Here is a 17,734-nt window from a genome sequence, read left to right as displayed (position 1 = left end):
TCTTATTTAACTTCCCCTTTTGTCTCTAGATTCTTATTAATAATTAACCCTGTAATTACATCATAAGCACGAGCAAATTGGTAATCTTTTTTGTATAATTCAGATAATTCGTTATCTTCTTGTTTGTTATTTTTATCTTTTGTTTCTTTTTTACTATCTTTATTTTTGGATGAATTATCTTTTTCAACATCATTCTTTAAATAATTTTTTAAAGAACTTTCAGAAAAACGTTTATCTATTTTTTTAACTTCCGGATATTCTACTTTTGCTGGTTCAATTATAATATCAGGCTCTATACCATCTGCTTGAATAGAACGACCGCTTGGTGTGTAATATTTAGCGATAGTAAGTTTTACAGCTGCTCTTTGATTAATTTGAGTCAAAGCCTGAACCGAACCTTTACCAAAAGATTTAGTCCCAAGTATTATCGCTCTTTTATGATCTTGCAACGCTCCTGCTACTATTTCCGAAGCTGAAGCAGAATTGCCGTTTATCAGGACTATCATAGGAACTTTTGGAGCTTTCAGTGAAAACTCATTTGCTTTGATTTCAGTATCGATCAAGTTAGCTCTACCTTTTGTCGTTAATATTATACCGGAATCGATAAAGTAATCACTAACAACAATTGCCTGTTCTAGTATACCTCCTGCATTATTACGTATATCGAGAATAATACCTTTAATATCGTCTTTACTTTCAGATTTGAGCTTCTTTATTGCTGCTTTCAATTCGGAGATTGTTGATTCGTTAAAAGTAATAATACGTATATAAGCAATATTATTTTTTTCTAAATGTGCTTTTATTGGGTTCATTTTCACTATTTCGCGAGTAAGCTCTATATCTTGTGGTTTTACCTCATCGGCTTTTATAACTAGTAACTTAACTTTAGTCCCCGGCGTACCTCGCATTTCTTTCACGGCTTTGTTAGGACCAATTGTAGATACTAATTCGTTATTCACCCCGACTATGTAATCCCCTCCTTTTAGACCAGCTTTGAACGCAGGCAAATCATCAATAGGAGATATTATTTTTATAGCCCCGTTATCATACATTATGTTAACTCCAATTCCGCCAAACTCACCTTTAGTAAATGTAAAAATATCTTCAAAATCCTCACCTGTGTAGTAACCTGAATGCGGATCAAGCGAATTTAACATGCCGTTAATCGCTTCATCTATCATTTTTTGTTTATCTGGTGTTTCTACGTATTCTTTTTCAACACGTTCAAATATTTCCTGAAATTGCTTATAAGCCTCTTCGTTTGTTATTTTATTTTCAGGCTCTTTCGTTTCTTCTTTAGTAGCGGCAAATACAGAAACAAAATTTATAGTAAAAAATAATGCTATAATTAAACGTAAATACATAATACTCCATTTTCATTGTCATCCCGTCATTGCGAGGCGAAACTGTAAGTTTCGACGAAGCAATCTTAGGATTCTTGTACTACTGCCTCATGAGATTGCTTCGTCGCTTCGCTTCTCGCAATGACGCTTATCTTAAATATCCAGCTCGTTAATAATCTTATCCATTTTAACTAAAGCCTGTTCATAAATAAATTGGAATCTTTTTTCTGGCTTTTTGCCCATTAAATCATCTACTATTTTATCAACATTTTGAAAATCTTCTAAAGTAACTTTTAGAAGTGATCTTTTTTCCGGATGCATAGTAGTTTCTTTTAACTGCATAGGCATCATTTCCCCGAGTCCTTTAAATCTGCCAACTTCAATCTTAGCTTTACTACTCTTGGATAATGTATCTGTTAGTTTGGCTTTTTCCTCTTCATCATTTGCATAATAAGTTTTATTAGACTGCGTTAAGCGATAAAGTGGTGGTTTTGCTAAATATAAATGTCCATCTTCTACTAATTTTGGCATTCTTAAAAAGAAGAAAGTCATTAATAATGAAGCTATGTGAGCACCATCAACATCGGCATCAGTCATAATAATTATTTTCTCATAACGCAAGTTTTCTTTTTTATAATTCTTCATACTACCGCAAGCAAGAGCTATTTCTAAATCTTGTATAGCTTGGTTATTAACTATCTTTTCAAGCGTAGAGCTTGCAACATTTAAGACTTTTCCCCATAACGGCAATACCGCTTGCGTTTCTCTATTACGCGCTTGTTTAGCTGAACCACCTGCCGAATCACCTTCTACAATAAACAATTCCGTACCTTCTGGTGAAGTTCTTGTGCAGTCAGCAAGCTTACCGGGCAGACGTAATTTTTGCGTAGCATTTTTACGAGAAATAGTTTTTTCATTTTTCTTATTTAATCTAAACTCAGCAATGGCTATAAAATGCTCAAGCAAATTATTAGCTATAGTTTTGTTGCTACTAAGAAAATGGTCAAAATGGTCTTTTATAATATTTTCAGCAGGTTTGCTTACACCTTGAGATACTAATTTTTCTTTAGTTTGCCCTTGAAAAGTAGGCTCAGCTATAAAAATAGATAGTACAACGCTTGCAGTTTCTAAAATATCTTCGATAGTTAGATTAGCGGTTTTTTTATTCCCAACCATTTCACCATATGCTTTAAGTCCGCGTAGTAAAGCAGATTTAAGACCCTGTTCGTGAGTTCCACCTAAGGGTGTTGGGACAGTATTACAATAAGATTGAATAAATGCCGAGCTGTCATTATTTTGCCAACAAATTGCCCATTCAAGCTTTATGCCGTCTTGCTCTGATTCAACATTCCCAGAAAAGATTTCCGGCGTAATTAAATCATCTGGTGTTATTTTTGAGCTTAAATAATCTTTTAAACCATTTGGGAAGTTTATTAATGCTTTCTTAGGTACATCGCTAGATGCTTCAATTTCGCACTCCCATTCTATAGTAACACCTCGGTATAAATAAGCTTTCGATCTTGCAAGTTCATAAACTTTTTTAGGATTAAAATGTATCTTGTCACCAAAAATTTCTGGATCAGGGATGAAGTTTATCGATGTACCTTTTAGCCTTTTAGGAGCTTCTTCACATATTAATTCGGTTAATTTTTCACCTTTTGCATAGCTTTGCTTATATAATTTACCCTGCTTATATACTTTAATTTCTAGATGTTCTGCCAGGGCATTAACTACCGATACCCCAACACCATGCAACCCACCAGCAGTTTGATAAACATTGCTTGAAAATTTACCTCCAGAGTGCAGCGTAGTTAAAATAACTTCTAATGCTGATTTGTTCGGGAATTTTGGATGATTATCGATAGGGATTCCACGACCATTATCCGATATGGTTATACTGTGATCCTGATGCATTTTTATCGTGATAATACTTGCAAAACCGGCGACAGCCTCGTCCATAGAATTATCAAGTACTTCAGATACTAAATGATGCATAGCATTTAAGTCTGTGCCACCAATATACATCCCGGGTCTTTTACGAACAGGCTCAAGCCCCTCTAATACTTCAATATCTTTTGCACTATATGTATTATTAATTATCTTAAGTTTTTTTTCTTTGTTGAAGCTAAATAGATCGCTCATAAGTTAGAATTACGATTAAAAAAGAATTTCTGATACTTCTTTAAATTAAACTATTTAGTATAGAAAAGCAATTAGGGTTTGAAGAAAATATAAATGTTAACTAAAAATAGTTAGTAAGTTATATAATAGTTTAAAATAGATCTTAATAAACTAATAAGAGTTCTTTAATACGGCTCTGTCTCATCAATTGTGTAAATTTCGTGAGCCATTAAATTCTACCATCAAATTTGATCATAAAATGAGCCATAGCTTCATTCCAATTTGGGATAGGCATAGACCATTTTTTGGTAATATAATCAATTGTCAGATATAAAACCTTAAATACTGCGTCATCATTTGGAAAGATGCCTTTATTCTTAGTAACTTTTCTCAATTGGCTATTCAGCGATTCTATCGCATTTGTAGTGTAAATAATCTTACGAATCTCCTTTGGATATTGCAAGAAAATTATCAAATTATCCCAATTACTGAAGTTTTGACAAAAAGATAGCCAAACTTATAAGTTATGATATAAATACGCTCAAATACAAAAGGGGTTTTAGTGTGTATGATTATACAAGAAATGTTGCAAGAAATAAAAAATTTTTCCCTATAATCAAGATGTGGTTTTAGAAATGATGCTCCTCGCAGCAGAGCTACGAGGTATCTAAAAAAGTTTTAGTTGTTTCTTATGATATCACGAAGCAGAGCTTCGGGGAATTAAACCCTGAGAGATTAATACTATCACTAGTAACTAATGATAGCGTTAAAGCAAGATCTGTTGTTGAATTAACAACTAATAAATATTTTCAGCGTAGTTGGTCAAGTGTATACAGAGCTATAGAGAATTTTTACTGTGCTCGTGATGAATCATTAAATATAAGAGATAAGCAACGTTTTAAGACTCGAGAAGATATAGAAAAATACTTAATAAGTAAAATGATTAATGAGAGTAAAAACTTACTACAAATAGATACTACAGTGAGTAGCAAGAAAGATTCCAAGAAAGCAATTGATCGTACATATATTAGACAGAATGCTAATAACCTGAAGTTTTGACAAAAATTCTAATTTTTCTGACTAAAGTAAAAATTTATATTTAAAGATGAAGAACTCGGCCGCAAGCGACCGAGTTTCAAGGCTCTGTTTCATCAATTGTGTAAATTTCGTGAGCCATTAAATCCTACCATCAAATTTGATCATAAAATGAGCCATAGCTTCATTCCAATTGGGGATAGGCATGGCTTTGTTGCATAAATAAGCTTTTGAATAGGAAAGTTCTATAATTAATTAAGCCAGATATAATCAATTTTTAATCTCTCAGGGTTTAATTCCCCGAAGCTCTGCTTCGTGATATCATAAGAAACAACTAAAACTTTTTTAGATACCTCGTAGCTCTGCTGCGAGGAGCATCATTTAAATATAGATATATCATGGCTCATTTAACGATAGATGAAAGATTTAAAATATACGAAATGAATAAGAGTGGTTATAGCTCGCGATATATAGAGACAAAGATTGGCCGTGATAAAAGCACTATATGTTATGAACTCAAGAGAATGAGGCATAATTATAGACCAGATAGGGCTAACACACTTGCTTGCAGTTTAAGGCAAGGTAAGAGAAAAAGAAAATTAGATATTGATAATAATTTACGAGCAGAAATAATAAAGCAGTTAACACAGGGTATTTCACCAGATATAATTTCAGGTAGACGTAAACTATCACGAGATACTGTCAATATTTCTACAGAGAGTATATACCAGTTTATTTATACATCTCCTATAGCACAAAGGCAAAAATTATATTTATCTTTAGCAAGAAAAAGGAAAAATAGGTTGCATCATGGTACAAGAATCAGAAACAAAAGAATTACAATACCAAATCGAGTTTCCATTACTGAAAGACCAGAGATAAATAGAAAGATAGCAGCAATAGGTCATTTAGAAGGTGATTTAACTTTTAACAAAGGTAATCAAAGTCGTAATATAGGCGCTCTTGTGGATATCAGAACACAAAAAGTGTTTCTCACTTTAAACCGTTCAAAAAGAACACAAGATGTGATTGGTAACATGAATAAAAAACTTAAACAATTGTCGCATATAATCAAAAGCATAACGTTAGATAGTCCGTCCGCCAAAACTCTACAAGCCTTATAGATAATATGGTTTTAAGACAAGAAGTAATACAACAATCCGTAAGAAAATGATAAAATATGGTCATAAACCTTATGGATTTCAGTCAATGCCAATAGACAACATTATCAAATCGCAAGAACAAGGGAAACTGTTTGGTTATAAATTAAAAGAAGAATTAAACCCAAATAATAAGCTATATAAATTAAGAGAATTAATAAATTGGTCTAGGCTCGAAGAGTGGTTATCAAAAAATGTTTGTATTAAGAAATTTGGTAGAAATAGAAAATGTCATAGAGTGATGCTTGGCATAACGATGCTACAAGCAATGTATAATTTTTCAGATTCATTATCAGAGGAAGAGCTAAAAGAGAATATGTATTGGCAGTATTTCTGCGGGTGGGAATATATAGAAAAAGACATAGCTATCTCGGAAACTAGTATACGACGGTTTCGTAGTGTATTAGGTGAAGCTGGATATAATGAGATATTATCGGAGTTGATCAGGGTTGGGATAAAAACTAACACAATTAAAAAAAAAGATTTGGAATTAATCATCGCTGATACGACTGTACAAATTAAGAATATCAAACACCCACACGATGTTTATTTAATGGATAAAGCTAGGCTTAGCATAGTAAAGCTTTGCAACAGTTTGGGTATACATTTGAATGAAACATACGCTAGAACCTATAAACGCGATATAGTAAAGCTATGGAAATATAAAGAACATATAGCTAACGCGAAAAGGTTTTTACCATAGTTTTTGTATTTACTCACATATTCACCAGATCTAAATCCTATTAAACATTGCTGGACTAACTTTAAAAACTGTTTACATAAAATTATTGATCAATGCCTAAGTTTTTCCTAATCTGTGGTAGAAACATTTCCGTGTTAGCTATAGTAAAGCCAAGAAGCGTTGGAAAATAATGAAGCATTTAAAAATATTACTGGGTCGTTTGATTAGAGTATGTGAGCGTGAGATCAAAAATAAGCAATTAAACTTGTCTCTCAAAAATCAAGAAGTATTGCAAAAAATAAAACAAATACATAACCAATCTGTTTTAAAAAGAGAAGCTAAAAAGCAATATAAAGAAGATAACAAAGTATTATATAGTTTTCATGCCCCTGAAGTAGAGTGTATAGGAAAGGGAAAACGCAACAAGCCATATGAGTTTGGCAATAAAGTAGCGGTAGTAGTAAGTGGTCGTAGAAATTTTGTTTTATCCGCAAAATCGTTTCATAATAATCCTTATGATGGTCATACATTGCATCAGAGCTTTGAAGCAGTAGAGAGTGTCACTGGAATCAAGATAAAGAAATCATTTGTTGATCTTGGGTATAGTGGTAGCAATGTAAAGGAGAAGAGTAAGGTATATACCCCAAAAACGCGGAAGAAGTTGTTACAAGAGGACAAGTCTATGATCAAGAGACGCAGTGCCATAGAACCAATAATAGGTCACTTAAAGCAATATGGTCGGATGGGTAGAAACTTCTTGAAAGGTATGATAGGAGATATTATCAATCCAATAATCTCTGCTATTGGTTTGAATTTACGATGCATTGCAAATCATTTACAAATCGTGTCTAACTCCACATAAATCAAAAATATCATCATGCAAAAACTAGATGAACGATAAAAAATCGTTAACAATAGCTCCATATCAAAATTAGACCAACACAGAAATGTATCAGTAAAAATTAACATAACTTATTAATTTTTATTGAAAATCTTAGCAATTTGTTGTCAAAACTCTATCCCATTACAAATGATCAGGATTTGAAGTGTTTTTGGCGGATAGACTAGATAATGGCAAAGAATTTACCAATCATGAACAACTATTGCCAAAATCTGAACGAAAAGTATATTTTTGCAATCCTTATTCTCCATGGCAAAAACCATTGATAGAGAAGATTAACTCAATGGTGCACAGAGTATACTCTAAATCTTTAGATATAAAAAAATTAACAATAAAGCAATTACAAGAAATTGAGGATTTTTTAAATAATTTACCAAGAAAAGTGCTCGGTTATAAAACACCCAATGAGGTATGGGAAGAAAATATAAATCTGGCTTAATTAATACTGGAATTTACCAGATTAATAAAAGAGGAGTCGACACTTGGTCAGTTAGCTTCAAAATATGCAATAAGTGTTAAAACAATTCAAAATTGGAAAAAACAGTTTTTAGGTAATGCGGCATGGCTTTGTTGCATAAATAAGCTTTTGAATATACTGCCCCTAACCCCGCAATGCTAGCCTAGCCAACAGGCACAGAGATAGGTTTACCAATTTCAAACATTTTGTTTAATAAGTGGCATTTAATAGACATTTCTTTTGTCATATTTTGATCATGTCTTGATAGAAACTTACTACCAAAAGAAGTTTTAAATCGAAAGAACGTGTTCTCTACACGCTCCCTTCTACCATAATTATTCTTTACCCTCCATGCTTGGTATCCTTTGTTTTGTTGATATATAACAGCTGCATCTCTCTCAGTTTTATCCCTAAGCGATTGAACTTTTACTGAAGAGTTTGGGGGTCTAATAACTGGTTTTATCTTCTTCTTTCTCAACAATTGATATGTAGATTCACCGTCATACACTCGATCTCCCAGAAAATCCTTGGCTCTGACATTAGCTATTAGTAGTCCAATCTGTGATCTATCATCTATAGTATGCTCTGTGGTACTATCGGCAAGTATCATACCTTGATCTTCTATAACGATATGTAGCTTTTTCCATATGCGACGCTTATATTGCTTACCATGCTTATTTTCTAGCCATTCGTTCCCTGTGTAGGCTTGTATCCCTGTACTATCCATTGAAATACAACTAAATTCTTTATCTTGATTTCCATGTAAATACCTAAGATCTAATGACTTCATACGCTTACTTAATGTTGTATAGTCTGGACATCTAATAGATAAACCCGATATTTCAAAGAGCCAGTTTATAAAGCCTTGGGTTTGGCGTAACTTAAGACCGAATAAGCATCTGATCTTCAAACACTGTAATATAGCGTGATCACTATAGCGTCTAGGTCTTCCTCGTTTCATTTCCTCTCTGTAATCAGCATACCAGCCAATCGCCAAATCACTGGCAATCATAAAATCTATGCGACCCCCATTGCGTAAAAAATTATTATATTCTGACCAATTCGTTATTTTATATTTAGAATACTTGCGTGATTTACTAAAAGGGGCTTTCTTCCGAGATCTCATATAATCTGGATTATTTTTTAATTCAGGACATCTTACCAGATTATCACCACTCTTGCTCTACAAATTTTATTTATGCAACAAAGCCATAAATCCCTACTCTTTCTCCGCATTCTTTCTAGCAGATGGGGATAGCATGACATTTAATTCTTTGAACGCCTTATCTTCTACGTAATTCGGAGCGTTCATTAATAAATCTGCGGCTTGCTGATTTAATGGGAAAGCGATTATCTCCCTTATATTAGTAGCTTCCGCAAGTAGCATAACGATTCGGTCTATACCTGGGGCTATCCCGCCGTGTGGTGGTGCTCCAAATTTAAACGCTCTAATCATTCCCCCGAATCTTTTATCAACTTCCGCCTCACTATAACCAGCTATAGCAAATGCCTTATACATTATCTCAGGCTTATGATTTCTAACAGCACCGCTAGAAAGTTCTATGCCATTACAAACAATATCATACTGATATGCGGTAAGCTCTAGCAACTCTTCGGTTGTTTTTGCGTTCTCAAGAGCTTCTAACCCACCCTGAGGCATAGAAAATGGATTATGGCTAAAATCAATTTTGCCAGTTTCTTCGTTTAGCTCATAGAATGGAAAATCGGTAATCCAGCAGAATTTAAAGCAATCCTTTTCAAGTAAATCTAACTCATCGGCAAGCTTAATCCTTACTTTACCGGCAAGTTTGGCTGCCTTATCTTTTTTATCGTTAGCGAAAAATACCGCATCTCCATTGCTAATATTAGCAGCATTCTTTAAATCTTTTAATTGCTGAGTGCTTAAGAATTTTGCAACCGGTCCTTTTGCTTCGCCGCTTTCGCTAAACTGAATATAGCCAAGTCCTCCAGCTCCCTCCGATATTGCGAATTCTATCATTTCATCAAAGAAACTACGAGGTTGTGCGGCTGCATAAGGTGCTGGAATTGCTCGGACAATACTACCTTTTTTGATATTTTCCCTAAAAATAGTAAAGTCGGAATCTCTAAAAATTTTCGTTACATCGGCAATAATAATAGGGTTACGTAAGTCAGGCTTATCAGAGCCGTATTTTAACATAGATTCATTATATGGAATACGGATAAAGGGTGCTTCTGACACTTTCTTATCTGTAAATTTAGTAAATAGCTCATACATTACAGGCTCGATTGTGCTGAATATATCTTCTTGCGTGACAAAAGACATTTCGATATCTAGCTGGTAAAACTCCCCTGGTGACCTATCTGCTCTTGCATCTTCATCACGGAAACATGGAGCGATTTGGAAATAACGATCAAATCCCGATACCATTAATAGCTGCTTGAATTGTTGCGGTGCTTGCGGTAATGCATAAAATTTGCCCGGATGTAATCTGCTTGGGACTAAGAAATCCCTCGCCCCTTCCGGTGAGCTAGCAGTTAGAATAGGTGTTTGGAACTCGGTAAAACCTCTTGCAGTCATCAATTGACGGATATAAGAAATAATTTGTGAACGTAGCATTATATTATTATGCAACTTCTCACGTCTTAAATCTAAAAAGCGATGTTTAAGCCTTGAGTCTTCAGGTGCGTCTTTTTCCGTATTAATCACAAATGGTAAAGTATCAGCAGCTGATTCAATAATAAATTCACCGGCTAAAACTTCTATATGACCGGTAGGAAGCGTGTTATTAATAGTCTCTTCTGATCTTGCTACTACTTTCCCAACTACTGTCACAACTGACTCATAACGTAAACGGCTAGCATCGTCCATAAGCTGTGGATTTTGGTCGGTAAACACGATTTGTGTTATGCCATAATGATCACGTAAATCTACAAAAACTAGATTGCCATGATCTCTTCTTCTATGTACCCAACCAGATAGCTTTACTTCAGTCCCAACATCGGAAATTTTTAATTCGTTACAATTATGAGTTCTATATTTATGCATTTTATTTTTGTTTTTTAAATCAACTCACTATAATCAAAATAGCTAAATCCTGCAATAAAATTATCTAGGTTCTGTGAAGGGTTCTAATTGATTTTGAGTTTTGAACTATTTTTTAGCGAAAATTAATCTCTCAGGGTTTAATTCCCCGAAGCTCTGCTTCGTGATATCATAAGAAACAACTAAAACTTTTTTAGATACCTCGTAGCTCTGCTGCGAGGAGCATCATTAAGATTTTTGACGGAATAGTTGTTCATATTTCAAAAAAAATCTTGTAATTTGCAGCACAAAAGAGTCAAAATTAAATCTTTTTAGAAATCTTCACAGAGCCTAGGATGTAGGGGTAATATTTAGAAAATTTAAAAAATTTCTTAGCTCTTGGCGAGCAAGTACATGTGAGCTATTAAACGCTCTATCATATTTAGCAACTTTTAAATCAAGCAAAGTTAAACCTTGCAGAAATAGCTCCCTATATATTACACGTTCACTAAAACCTTCCGTAAGTTTAAAATTAATTCTTTTAGCAAGCTTATTCAATACGTTACTAACACGCCTTTTATTTAACGCATCAAGATTGCTTAAACGATTACGCAAAATTATCCAATCTATACTCCCTCTATCACGACTAGCACGCTGCATTTTCTGCTCCCATATCATCTGGCTATAAATTGAGGGACTAATAATTTCATCTTTATTATCAACTTTTGCTATTACGTCTAAATCTAAAAAGCTATCATTTATCGGCGTAATAATGGTATAAGCATAAGAATGAGCAAGCCTTGATAAAGCAGTATGGCTACCAGGCGTATCGATTACTATATAATTAGCATCCATATTATCCTTTAATATCTGCTCAAAACTATTTGCTTGCTCTTCTTCAGAACTTTCTTTGACATGGAAATGCTTTGGTACTAATACCGGTTTGTCAGGGTTTTGCTCATTATATAAATCTCGATTTTTTAGGTAATTAGTTAAAGAGCTTTGGCGAGAATCAGTATCAATACTTACAACTGAATATTTTTGATAAAGTAGTGCCACTATTAAATGGATAGAGCAGGTTGTTTTACCTGCTCCACCTTTTTCATTACCTATAACAAATATATAAGGCTTACTGCTCATAATTTTCCTTTATAAATTTCTCAAGTAGCCTTACACCATAACCTACTGCCCCTTTCGGACCAAGTGATGAGGGTTTATTGCTATTTGCAACGCCTGCTATATCTAAATGTGCCCATTCTACTCCCTCTTGAATAAAACGTTTGATAAAATGAGCAGCGGTAGAACTTCCAGCAGCTCCTGGCACATTACCGATATTTGCCATATCAGCTATGTCGGAGTTAATCATTGCGTCATAATCTTCATGAAGCGGCATTCTCCATAATTTTTCATTTACTTCTTCACCGACTTTTATTAGTTTATCAGCAAGCTCATCATTATTAGAAAAACAACCAGCATATGTAGGACCTAAAGACACTACTATTGCACCAGTTAAAGTAGCAACGTCAATCACGCATTTAGGTTTGAATTTCTCTTGTGCATACCAAACAGCATCAGCAAGAACTAAACGTCCTTCTGCATCAGTATTTAAAACTTCAGCAGTTTGCCCTGACATAGTAGTTACAACATCACCAGGACGTTGTGCATTACCTGATGGCATATTTTCAACGAGCCCTACAACACCTACGATATTTACCGGCAATTCTTGACTAGCAACCGCAATCATAGTACCAACTACTGCGGCAGAACCACACATGTCATATCTCATTAAATGCATATTATTTGATGGTTTTAGAGATATACCTCCTGTATCAAAAATAACTCCTTTTCCGACTAGAGCAATATAAGGAGCATCTTTATTCGCACCTTGATATTCCATTACTACTAGCTTTGATTCATTTTGTGAGCCTTGACCCACTCCAAGAAGAGCACCCATGCCAAGATTTTTCATTTCTCTTTCACCAAGAATAGAAACATCGACATTTAATTCTTCAAGTATATCTGCTATTCTTTCAGCATATATTTGTGGAGTTTTAATATTTGATGGCTCGTTACTAATATCTCTTGTGAAAAAGACCCCTTCAGCAATTAGTTTTTTAACTTCAAACAATTTTGTTGCTTCTGCGTTATTATCTGTAAAAATTTCAAATGACTCTACAACAAACTTATCCGCCTCTTTTAAAGTAGTTCTATATTTATCGAATCTGTAGGAAGCAAGTAACGCACCACTAGCAATTAAAGATGCAACATGTGATGATGTAAAATTGCTAATTCTATTTTTAATTTTTAATCCAATAGTAGCGATTTTAGCATTAGTAACATTCTGTAATATTTTACCGCCTAATTCTTCAATCTTAACTTCGGTTAGTTTTGCTTCACTTCCAAGCCCTGCTAATACTAAATATTTTACTTCCCCTGACTTAACAACGGAAGGAATAATTTTGATCTGCCCGTATTTACCAGTAAATTGTAATTTATTGGCAATAGTCTTGGAGATCAAACCATGATGTTGTTGGTCAAGGTTTATTAGTTCACTATCAAGTTTTAATTTGTCATCAATAAACACTATTAATGCTTGAGTATTTAATGATTCTTCCTCAGTAAAATTTACATGTAGCATATTTATTTTTCCTTATTCAGGAGTTTCGCACTTAGCAAAATTGTGTATTAGTTAGAAGCCATTTAATGTTGTTCTGAATTGATGTTTTTATAACTTCCCAAGTTTGTTGATATAAAGTAATGTTTTCATTTATCCTCCTTTTGTTCATATCAAGCCAGGCCAATACAGCAAGGCAAATATGATTTCTTTGAGCTCGACCCGTGCGTGCCTGACAGCATTCAATACCACAAGTTTGTTTCAATTCTCGATGATAAACTTCTATAGACCAACGCGCCTTAACAATTTTCTCTATTTGCTCACGTGTAGGATTCTCTAAATTAGTTGTTATGTAATCAATGCGACCATTTTTTGCCACAAACTTAAATACCGTAACCCAACCGTATCCACGTAGGTGAATTTTTAGCCCTTCATCGGGAATCTCTAAAGTTTCCAAGCTAACATTACGATTAACTTTTCTATTTTTTCTTAGGTTGGTAACCCATATCCAACCTAAATTACGTATATGTTTTAAATTATCCAAACCACTATACCAAGCATCCATAACTATAGCATCAGGCTTGATACCTCTTTCTTTAGCTAAAGTAAGCATATCACAAAAATGCTCGTTCTTTGTTTTACCATCAGTTTCTTTATCATATATTCTATAATCTACAGGAGTAGATTGATCAATTTGAGTATTGTAATGCAGTAAGTTTACCATTCCTATACCAGGTATAACATCATGTACAGCCCCAGAATATTGATAATTTACAAGCTCGATCCTCTTACTGTATTGCTTTGACAATAAGGTGTCATCTCCCACTAATAAACAAGGATCTTCCAGATCAATATATTTTGACACTTTGCTATAGATTTCGCTAGGGCGAAAATCCTTACTCTTTAACCATCGACTTGCACTATCGTGCGATAGATCTAATGGACTTACTTCAGATAATGCTTTGCTAGTATATCTTACACTACTTGCTTGTAAGAATGATTTATATAAATCTTTGCTACATTTTGATCTTGTCATTTTTATCTAAAACTATTTTTCTCTAGATTAGCATATTATTTGCTAAGTGCGAAACTCCTGCTTATTAACATTTTCCTAGATAATTCTATTTATCTTAATGAAACTTTGCAAGTATTAATTGCCTATAGAGAAACCAAATTAAAAACTAATTGACATAATTTAACGTTTTTTATATTTTTTGTCTCGTAATAATTAAAATTTAAGTAATTTAATGCTGAGTCTAGAAGCTAAAACCTTTTTACACATTGAAAATAGATATAACTGAAGTTTTGACAAAAAATTTTTATTGTCCCAAATTTGGGAGAAAAACCCCGCACTTGCAGTGCGTCGTTTTAACATATAGAATGAAGAGATGCAGTATTACAAGAAGCTAAGCCACACAGTTTACGATTGCACTTATCATATAGTATGGGTGACTAAATATCGCTATAATATATTGGTTGGTGATATTGGTAGGAGAGTCAAGGACCTAATCCAAGAGATCTGTAAGAATAATGGTGTAGAGATATTAAGAGGGAAGATAGCTTCAAATCACGTACATATCTATGTATCTGTGCCATCTTATCAAAGTATTAGTAAGGGGGTACAGTATCTAAAAGGAAAGAGTTCAAGGGAAGATTCAGCAGGAATTTCCAGAATTACGGCAACAGTATTGGGGTAAACACTTATGGGCTGTTGGATATTTTGTCAGAACCACAGGCAATGTGACTGACAAAATGATTAAGGATTATATTGATAAACATGAATCGAGAGATGATAAGTTTGGAAACTTTCAAGTTGAAAACTAGCTATAGCTAAGGCATTTATGCCGTAATCTTAAGCCCTGCATTTACAATGCAGGGTGATTAACTAAAAAAAGTGGAGAGTGTATCAATCTATAATTTGTATTATATATGATTTAGTGATAGCATAAGAAGTAACACAAGCTAGAATATGCACCAAGAAATTAACAGGAGATCTATGCCTTGTATGCTCTAGGTTCATTCTATTTTTTAGTATAATGATGCTCCTCGCAGCAGAGCTACGAGGTATCTAAAAAAGTTTTAGTTGTTTCTTATGATATCACGAAGCAGAGCTTCGGGGAATTAAACCCTGAGAGATTAATTTATTTTACTAAATGTAAGATATAATCTCAACTATTACAGATTATATTACCAAAAAATGGTCTATGCCTATCCCCAATTGGAATGAAGCTATGGCTCATTTTATGATCAAATTTGATGGTAGAATTTAATGGTTCACGAAATTTACACAATTGATGAGACAGAGCCGATAATATTGTAGGTGCATTCCATTTCCTGATTGGTAACTCTTTTAAATGAACTAATTCTTCAGCTAATTTTTCTTTTCTACAGCTATTTCGCTTTTCTTTAATTTGTGTAAGGAATAATTCATAAGCTTTTAAATCAACAAAATTACGTGATCCACGTAATAGCAGATGTTGATTCACTGCTTGCTTAAATGTATCATGACTTTTTTCAACAGAACCATTTTCATGACTGACGCCTGGATTATTTCGCGATGGTGCAACATTGTAATAACCAAGCAATTCTTGCCATCTTTCTGTAAATTGTCTACTATTACCACATTGCTTGGTAGCTGCACTTAAATTATCTGTACGATGCTCTGGTAAAACTCCACCTAACTCCCATACAGCTTTTTCAAACCCTGATGCTAATGTATCAAAACTTTCACTATGGCATATGCTAAAAGTTTCCCAACATGAATAAGGCAACATAAAATGAAATAGTAAGTGAGGATATGGTTGCCCACCAATACAAATACCCAATTGATTCATATTGGTCCAATCAGACTGGCTTTGTTGCATAAATAAGCTTTTGAATATACTGCCCCTAACCCCGCAATGCTAGCCTAGCCAACAGGCACAGAGATAGGTTTACCAATTTCAAACATTTTGTTTAATAAGTGGCATTTAATAGACATTTCTTTTGTCATATTTTGATCATGTCTTGATAGAAACTTACTACCAAAAGAAGTTTTAAATCGAAAGAACGTGTTCTCTACACGCTCCCTTCTACCATAATTATTCTTTACCCTCCATGCTTGGTATCCTTTGTTTTGTTGATATATAACAGCTGCATCTCTCTCAGTTTTATCCCTAAGCGATTGAACTTTTACTGAAGAGTTTGGGGGTCTAATAACTGGTTTTATCTTCTTCTTTCTCAACAATTGATATGTAGATTCACCGTCATACCCTCGATCTCCCAGAAAATCCTTGGCTCTGACATTAGCTATTAGTAGTCCAATCTGTGATCTATCATCTATAGTATGCTCTGTGGTACTATCGGCAAGTATCATACCTTGATCTTCTATAACGATATGTAGCTTTTTCCATATGCGACGCTTATATTGCTTACCATGCTTATTTTCTAGCCATTCGTTCCCTGTGTAGGCTTGTATCCCTGTACTATCCATTGAAATACAACTAAATTCTTTATCTTGATTTCCATGTAAATACCTAAGATCTAATGACTTCATACGCTTACTTAATGTTGTATAGTCTGGACATCTAATAGATAAACCCGATATTTCAAAGAGCCAGTTTATAAAGCCTTGGGTTTGGCGTAACTTAAGACCGAATAAGCATCTGATCTTCAAACACTGTAATATAGCGTGATCACTATAGCGTCTAGGTCTTCCTCGTTTCATTTCCTCTCTGTAATCAGCATACCAGCCAATCGCCAAATCACTGGCAATCATAAAATCTATGCGACCCCTATTGCGTAAAAAATTATTATATTCTGACCAATTCGTTATTTTATATTTAGAATACTTGCGTGATTTACTAAAAGGGGCTTTCTTCCGAGATCTCATATAATCTGGATTATTTTTTAATTCAGGACATCTTACCAGATTATCACCACTCTTGCTCTATAGCTAACACGGAAATGTTTCTACCACAGATTAGGAAAAACTTAGGCATTGATCAATAATTTTATGTAAACAGTTTTTAAAGTTAGTCCAGCAATGTTTAATAGGATTTAGATCTGGTGAATATGTGAGTAAATACAAAAACTATGGTAAAAACCTTTTCGCGTTAGCTATATAATCAAAAGCATAACGTTAGATAATGGCAAAGAATTTACCAATCATGAACAACTATTGCCAAAATCTGAACGAAAAGTATATTTTTGCAATCCTTATTCTCCATGGCAAAAACCATTGATAGAGAAGATTAACTCAATGGTGCACAGAGTATACTCTAAATCTTTAGATATAAAAAAATTAACAATAAAGCAATTACAAGAAATTGAGGATTTTTTAAATAATTTACCAAGAAAAGTGCTCGGTTATACAACACCCAATGAGGTATGGGAAGAAAATATAAATCTGGCTTAATTAATACTGGAATTTACCTAT

At 33.9% G+C, this 17,734-nt stretch carries 11 protein-coding genes and 6 pseudogenes; 6 read left to right on the top strand and 11 right to left on the bottom strand.

Annotated features, from left to right (window positions below; all coding sequences use genetic code 11):
• Positions 1 to 2 precede the first annotated feature (2 nt).
• The 3 genes and pseudogenes from AAHI98_RS14390 to AAHI98_RS14380 form a co-directional block, all read right to left on the bottom strand.
• Positions 3 to 1,364, bottom strand: coding sequence for a S41 family peptidase (locus tag AAHI98_RS14390; RefSeq protein ID WP_342226290.1), 1,362 nt, complete (start codon positions 1,362 to 1,364; stop codon positions 3 to 5).
• A 132-nt stretch (positions 1,365 to 1,496) separates the two neighbouring features.
• A complete protein-coding gene (gene parE, locus AAHI98_RS14385; RefSeq protein ID WP_342226289.1) occupies positions 1,497 to 3,485 on the bottom strand; it encodes a DNA topoisomerase IV subunit B in 1,989 nt (662 codons plus the stop codon).
• Positions 3,486 to 3,693: 208 nt separating this feature from the next.
• Positions 3,694 to 3,951 (bottom strand): annotated as a pseudogene (locus tag AAHI98_RS14380) (transposase); the annotation flags it as partial.
• 946 nt (positions 3,952 to 4,897) lie between these two features.
• On the opposite strand from AAHI98_RS14380, the pseudogene AAHI98_RS14375 reads away from it, so the two are divergent.
• The 4 genes and pseudogenes from AAHI98_RS14375 to AAHI98_RS14360 all read left to right on the top strand — a co-directional run.
• Positions 4,898 to 5,593, top strand: a pseudogene (locus tag AAHI98_RS14375) (IS30 family transposase); the annotation flags it as partial.
• Between the two features lie 76 nt (positions 5,594 to 5,669).
• Positions 5,670 to 6,362: a transposase gene (locus AAHI98_RS14370; RefSeq protein ID WP_342226287.1), complete on the top strand. Its 693-nt coding sequence runs from the start codon at positions 5,670 to 5,672 to the stop codon at positions 6,360 to 6,362.
• A 169-nt stretch (positions 6,363 to 6,531) separates the two neighbouring features.
• Positions 6,532 to 7,203: a transposase gene (locus AAHI98_RS14365; RefSeq protein ID WP_342225471.1), complete on the top strand. Its 672-nt coding sequence runs from the start codon at positions 6,532 to 6,534 to the stop codon at positions 7,201 to 7,203.
• 202 nt (positions 7,204 to 7,405) lie between these two features.
• Positions 7,406 to 7,681: pseudogene (locus AAHI98_RS14360) on the top strand (transposase); the annotation flags it as partial.
• A 181-nt stretch (positions 7,682 to 7,862) separates the two neighbouring features.
• Here the strand turns inward: AAHI98_RS14360 and AAHI98_RS14355 are convergent.
• From AAHI98_RS14355 to AAHI98_RS14335, 5 genes are all read right to left on the bottom strand, one after another.
• A complete protein-coding gene (locus AAHI98_RS14355; RefSeq protein ID WP_342226286.1) occupies positions 7,863 to 8,825 on the bottom strand; it encodes an IS5 family transposase in 963 nt (320 codons plus the stop codon).
• Between the two features lie 93 nt (positions 8,826 to 8,918).
• A complete protein-coding gene (gene aspS, locus AAHI98_RS14350) occupies positions 8,919 to 10,727 on the bottom strand; it encodes an aspartate--tRNA ligase (RefSeq protein ID WP_342226285.1) in 1,809 nt (602 codons plus the stop codon).
• A gap of 327 nt (positions 10,728 to 11,054) precedes the next feature.
• Positions 11,055 to 11,843: a division plane positioning ATPase MipZ gene (locus tag AAHI98_RS14345; protein WP_342226284.1), complete on the bottom strand. Its 789-nt coding sequence runs from the start codon at positions 11,841 to 11,843 to the stop codon at positions 11,055 to 11,057.
• Positions 11,833 to 13,341, bottom strand: coding sequence for a leucyl aminopeptidase (locus AAHI98_RS14340; RefSeq protein ID WP_342226283.1), 1,509 nt, complete (start codon positions 13,339 to 13,341; stop codon positions 11,833 to 11,835). Before AAHI98_RS14340 ends, AAHI98_RS14345 begins: the two co-directional genes overlap by 11 nt.
• A gap of 31 nt (positions 13,342 to 13,372) precedes the next feature.
• Positions 13,373 to 14,353: an IS701 family transposase gene (locus AAHI98_RS14335; RefSeq protein WP_342224656.1), complete on the bottom strand. Its 981-nt coding sequence runs from the start codon at positions 14,351 to 14,353 to the stop codon at positions 13,373 to 13,375.
• A gap of 352 nt (positions 14,354 to 14,705) precedes the next feature.
• On the opposite strand from AAHI98_RS14335, the pseudogene tnpA reads away from it, so the two are divergent.
• Positions 14,706 to 15,141 (top strand): annotated as a pseudogene (gene tnpA / locus AAHI98_RS14330) (IS200/IS605 family transposase).
• Between the two features lie 82 nt (positions 15,142 to 15,223).
• Here the strand turns inward: tnpA and AAHI98_RS18825 are convergent.
• The 3 genes and pseudogenes from AAHI98_RS18825 to AAHI98_RS14320 form a co-directional block, all read right to left on the bottom strand.
• Positions 15,224 to 15,349: pseudogene (locus AAHI98_RS18825) on the bottom strand (IS982 family transposase); the annotation flags it as partial.
• 136 nt (positions 15,350 to 15,485) lie between these two features.
• A complete protein-coding gene (locus AAHI98_RS14325) occupies positions 15,486 to 16,181 on the bottom strand; it encodes a hypothetical protein (RefSeq protein WP_342226282.1) in 696 nt (231 codons plus the stop codon).
• A gap of 44 nt (positions 16,182 to 16,225) precedes the next feature.
• Entirely contained in the window at positions 16,226 to 17,188 is a 963-nt protein-coding gene (locus AAHI98_RS14320) for an IS5 family transposase (RefSeq protein WP_342224734.1), read from the bottom strand.
• A gap of 219 nt (positions 17,189 to 17,407) precedes the next feature.
• On the opposite strand from AAHI98_RS14320, the pseudogene AAHI98_RS14315 reads away from it, so the two are divergent.
• Positions 17,408 to 17,713, top strand: a pseudogene (locus AAHI98_RS14315) (IS30 family transposase); the annotation flags it as partial.
• Positions 17,714 to 17,734 lie beyond the last annotated feature (21 nt).

Source organism: Rickettsia endosymbiont of Urophora cardui, from assembly GCF_964030725.1.
Classification (GTDB): Bacteria; Pseudomonadota; Alphaproteobacteria; order Rickettsiales; family Rickettsiaceae; genus Rickettsia.
This window is presented reverse-complemented; position numbering and strand designations above follow the sequence as displayed.

What these genes read in the sequence shown, in the direction of transcription:
- AAHI98_RS14370 (WP_342226287.1), top strand. Translation starts at nt 5,670, where the DNA reads ATGATAAAATATGGTCATAAACCTTATGGATTTCAGTCAATGCCAATA.
- AAHI98_RS14335 (WP_342224656.1), bottom strand. Translation starts at nt 14,353, where the DNA reads ATGACAAGATCAAAATGTAGCAAAGATTTATATAAATCATTCTTACAA.
- AAHI98_RS14320 (WP_342224734.1), bottom strand. Translation starts at nt 17,188, where the DNA reads ATGAGATCTCGGAAGAAAGCCCCTTTTAGTAAATCACGCAAGTATTCT.
- AAHI98_RS14390 (WP_342226290.1), bottom strand. Translation starts at nt 1,364, where the DNA reads ATGTATTTACGTTTAATTATAGCATTATTTTTTACTATAAATTTTGTT.
- AAHI98_RS14340 (WP_342226283.1), bottom strand. Translation starts at nt 13,341, where the DNA reads ATGCTACATGTAAATTTTACTGAGGAAGAATCATTAAATACTCAAGCA.
- AAHI98_RS14365 (WP_342225471.1), top strand. Translation starts at nt 6,532, where the DNA reads ATGAAGCATTTAAAAATATTACTGGGTCGTTTGATTAGAGTATGTGAG.
- aspS (WP_342226285.1), bottom strand. Translation starts at nt 10,727, where the DNA reads ATGCATAAATATAGAACTCATAATTGTAACGAATTAAAAATTTCCGAT.
- AAHI98_RS14345 (WP_342226284.1), bottom strand. Translation starts at nt 11,843, where the DNA reads ATGAGCAGTAAGCCTTATATATTTGTTATAGGTAATGAAAAAGGTGGA.
- AAHI98_RS14355 (WP_342226286.1), bottom strand. Translation starts at nt 8,825, where the DNA reads ATGAGATCTCGGAAGAAAGCCCCTTTTAGTAAATCACGCAAGTATTCT.
- AAHI98_RS14325 (WP_342226282.1), bottom strand. Translation starts at nt 16,181, where the DNA reads ATGCAACAAAGCCAGTCTGATTGGACCAATATGAATCAATTGGGTATT.
- parE (WP_342226289.1), bottom strand. Translation starts at nt 3,485, where the DNA reads ATGAGCGATCTATTTAGCTTCAACAAAGAAAAAAAACTTAAGATAATT.